The organism is Mesorhizobium sp. M7A.F.Ca.CA.004.06.1.1, from assembly GCF_003999135.1.
GTDB lineage: Bacteria > Pseudomonadota > Alphaproteobacteria > Rhizobiales > Rhizobiaceae > Mesorhizobium.
This window is the reverse complement of the sequence record NZ_RZPQ01000615.1, coordinates 1-3,552: the sequence shown is the minus strand read 5'-3', so window position 1 is coordinate 3,552 and position 3,552 is coordinate 1. Positions and strand designations below refer to the sequence as shown.

The window sequence follows — 3,552 nt, the reverse complement described above, 5'->3', positions numbered from 1 at the left end:
GTGCTGGTTCGTCGCCTTACTGGTGGCGGCGACCGGCAAGATGGCGATGGCGAGTGGGCTCGCCCTGATGCTGGCCGGCATTTCTCTCGGCAGTCTCATTGCCGCCGCGGGCGGGCTGAGTTCGCCTGTCGCCATGCTTGTCCTGGCGCTGCCTTTCGAAGCCTGGTGGATCGGCGGCTCGCGACGTGCAGCACTGTGGGGAGCCGTGTCGGCCGCTGTCGCCATCCTGGCTCAGCCTTTGGCTGGAACCGTATTTCCGTTCGCAGGAGCGCAGATCGCGGCGTGGCACTGGCTGGTGCCGTTGGCGTGGGCGCTTACGCTGATGCCGCGTGCATCGGCGTTTCAAAACACGGCCGACGCGGCTGTGGTCGACACTGCCGACCGGCTCGAAGAAATCATCGATGCGGTGGTCTTGCGGGTCGCCCGCCATGGCGAGGTCCTGGACGCGTCGCCGAAAGCGCGCACGCTTTTGAAACTGCCGCCCGAACTGCTGTCTGGAAACGGCCTCTTCGATCGCGTCCATCTGTCGGATCGCGTTTCCTATCTCAGCGCAATGGCCGACATGCGCGACGGTGCGCTGTCGCGCCGGCTCGAATTGCGCATCCGCCTGCCTCAGAACGGCAATAGCCTGACGGCCGACAATTACCGCCCGTTCTCGCTTGATCTGGTGCGCGGTGAGGAACAGAGTGACGTCTTTACGCTCGTCCTGCGCGAGAATGACGAGATCGCCCGGTTGCGCGAGGATCTCGCGGCGGCCAATGAGGCGGCCGCATCCGCCGAAGTGGCGAGGGGGCGCTTCCTGGCGGTGGTCAGCCACGAACTGCGCACGCCGTTGAATGCCATCATCGGCTTCTCGGATATGCTGCTGCATGAGATGTTCGGCGGCTTCAAGGATCCGCGCCAGAAGGAATATGTCGGCCTGGTGAGGGATTCGGGCCAGCATCTGCTCGCCGTCGTAACCTCGATACTCGACGTGTCCAGGATTGAATCTGGCGTTTATGCGACCGAGCCGGAGCCGTTCCGGTTCGCGGAAGCGGTCGACATGTGCCAGTCGATGATGCAGCTGCAGGCGCAGGCCAAGAACATCGATCTGCGGGCGCAGATCGCGCCGGACGCCGGCGACATCAATGCCGACCAGCGCGCCGTACAGCAGATGCTGATCAACCTGGTCTCCAATGCGATCAAGTTCACCCCCGACGGCGGCGACGTCGTCGTCGGTGCCAAGCGGATCGGTTCGCGCCTGCATTTCTGGGTCAGGGACACCGGCATCGGCATCGCCGAGGAGGATTTCGCCAATCCCGGCAAGCCCTTCATGCAGATCCAGAACGACTATACCCGCCGTTTCGAGGGGACTGGTCTTGGCCTTTCACTGGTCAAGGGCCTGGTGGCGCTGCACGAAGGCACGATGTCCATCGAAAGCATGCCGGGCGAGGGCACCACGGTGACCATCAGCTTGCCGGTGAACGGACCGAAGGGACATCAGGCGGAGAAGGCCGGCGTGCTGACCATGCCTGTAGCGATGGCGAAAGGGGACAGAAATGGCTCGCTCCGCAAAACAGGCTAAGGCGGTCAAGCGTCGCAGCAACGCCTTTCAGGACGGCGCTGTCGCCGTCGGCGGAATGATCTCGCGCAACCCTGTCCTGGTGGGCGGCTCGACGGCATTCCTGGTGACGCTGTTCTACGTCTCTGCGAATGCCTTGTGGTACCAGCCTTTCCCGCATGCCGGCGCATTCTTCGCGACCCGCAGCATTGCGGGCTTTCCGCACGCGGCGCCCGACGAGCCGGAAACGACGTTCAACATCGTGCGGCCATCCGGCGCGCCGGCACCGATCAAGGGCGATCCGGTTGTCGAGCAGGTGCAAGGCATATTGAAGGATCTTGATTTCTATTCGGGAACGGTCGACGGCATTTCCGGACCCAACACCCGCAAGGCCATCCAGGACTATCAGCAGAAGGTCGGGCTCAACGCGTCCGGCGAGATCGACGCGCTTCTGCTCGATCAACTGGGCGCGACGCCGAAAACCGCTTCCGTCGTACCCAGGCCGCAGCCGCGCCCGGATATGCCGGCCGCCGTTCCGGTGTCTTTGCAGACAGGTTCAGGACAGACAAATTCCGGGCAGGCGGATGCCGAGACGCAAGCGCCCGATGCCCGCATCGTCAAGATCCAGGCCGGGCTCAAGGCGTTCGGCAATGACGACATGCAGCTGGATGGTGTCGTCGGCGCGCGCACCAAGGCGGCGATCAAGGAATTCCAGTCGCTGTTCGGGCTGCCGCAGACCGGCGAGCCCGATGAGATCGTCTACGTCAAGATGCGCGAGATCGGCCTGACCAACTGACGGCTGAAACGACGGCTCGCCCAGCGGCGGAAATATCGATAGAGAACCGGCAGTTTCGGGAGCTCTCTCATGCGCGTCACATCGGATCTGTGGGTCTCGGCCCTGTTGCGCCGGGTTTTCGGCGCCGGGGGATTTGCCGCCGTGGTCAAGCGCGGCGCGACCGAGGCCGGCGCTGTGTTCGTGCTGGCGCGGGGCAGGCTGGGTGAGGTTGCCCTGTTCGGGCCGGCGCCGCAGACAAGCTATGATTCGGCCAAGCCCGACGACCGGTTTTTCACTCAGCTCGGAACCGGCGAGGATGCCACAGTGCTCGACGCCAGGCTGGAAAGGGAGAAAAAATTCGATCCCGATATCTGGGTGGTCGAGATCGAGGCCGGCACCGTGCCCGTCGAGGAGCTTATTTCCGTGAAGACGCCCTGAGGCCGGACGAAGCCGCCGCATCGTCGCTGTTCGAGGCGGTGCGTGTATCGCCGTTGGCAGGTGCTGCGCCGCGAACCACCCTTGAAAGGGCTTCCGCCCGCCACGATCGCATCTTGTCCTGGGCCGCTTCACGATGCAGCAGCCGGTAACGGTCGAGGAAGGTGCGGATAGCCTGCGGATGCGGGAACTGGTTGGGATAGACGGCAACCGTGATCAGGAAGGCCCTGTCTTCGCTGAGGTCGAGCGAGCGCAAGGCGGCAAGCAGCGAGGCATAATTCTGGTTGGCGGTGAGCGATCGCGCGATCTCGAAATCGATATCGAGTGCATCGGCGAGCGCGGTCTGGAAGAACGCGGCGTTTCCCGTCAGCGCTGTCTCGCGCAATTTCACATAGGTGTCGGCGCCTTTGAAAGGATCGGCGTTCGTCGCTGCCGCCTCGTCGCCCGTGCGCATCATCGAGCGCAGCCTGCGCCGTGCATTCTCAGCCGCGATGCCGAGTGCCTGTTCCCGGGCGGGCTCGTCAGAGGCGGTTTCCGTGCTCGCTGGCGCGATCTTGTCTGCCGCGGCGGCGTTCGCATCCGGTTGCGGAGCGCGCACCAGGGTTGGCCTCTCGAGGGCCCTGATCAGATCAGCGATGGTCGGGTTCAAGCCCTTGCGGCGCGCGATGGCACGTGCATGCGGCAGGCCATGTCGCCCGATCAGCGCGATGAGATCGATGTCGCTGACGGCGCGTGAGCGGATGAGCAGCGGCGCGGCAATGTCGACCGGTTCCTCGCAAAGGCGGCGCACCAGGGCGGCGGG

At 64.5% G+C, this 3,552-nt stretch carries 4 protein-coding genes; 3 read left to right on the top strand and 1 reads right to left on the bottom strand.

Annotated features, from left to right (window positions below):
- The 3 genes from EN906_RS26915 to EN906_RS26905 form a co-directional block, all read left to right on the top strand.
- A partial coding sequence (locus EN906_RS26915; protein WP_127375495.1) for a PAS domain-containing sensor histidine kinase occupies positions 1 to 1,564 on the top strand: 1,564 nt, incomplete at its 5' end.
- Entirely contained in the window at positions 1,539 to 2,336 is a 798-nt protein-coding gene (locus EN906_RS26910) for a peptidoglycan-binding protein (RefSeq protein WP_127268164.1), read from the top strand. The genes EN906_RS26915 and EN906_RS26910, both read left to right, overlap by 26 nt.
- Positions 2,337 to 2,405: 69 nt before the next feature.
- On the top strand, positions 2,406 to 2,753 hold the full coding sequence (locus EN906_RS26905; RefSeq protein WP_127268163.1) for a DUF1491 family protein: 348 nt from the start codon (positions 2,406 to 2,408) through the stop codon (positions 2,751 to 2,753).
- Here the strand turns inward: EN906_RS26905 and EN906_RS26900 are convergent.
- Positions 2,731 to 3,552: hypothetical protein (locus tag EN906_RS26900; protein WP_127375494.1), on the bottom strand; the 822-nt coding region annotated here is incomplete at its 5' end. The two genes, EN906_RS26905 and EN906_RS26900, sit on opposite strands and share 23 nt — an antisense overlap.

Excerpts from the sequence above, each read along its gene's own strand:
- EN906_RS26910 (WP_127268164.1), top strand. The coding sequence starts at position 1,539 with ATGGCTCGCTCCGCAAAACAGGCTAAGGCGGTCAAGCGTCGCAGCAAC.
- EN906_RS26905 (WP_127268163.1), top strand. The coding sequence starts at position 2,406 with ATGCGCGTCACATCGGATCTGTGGGTCTCGGCCCTGTTGCGCCGGGTT.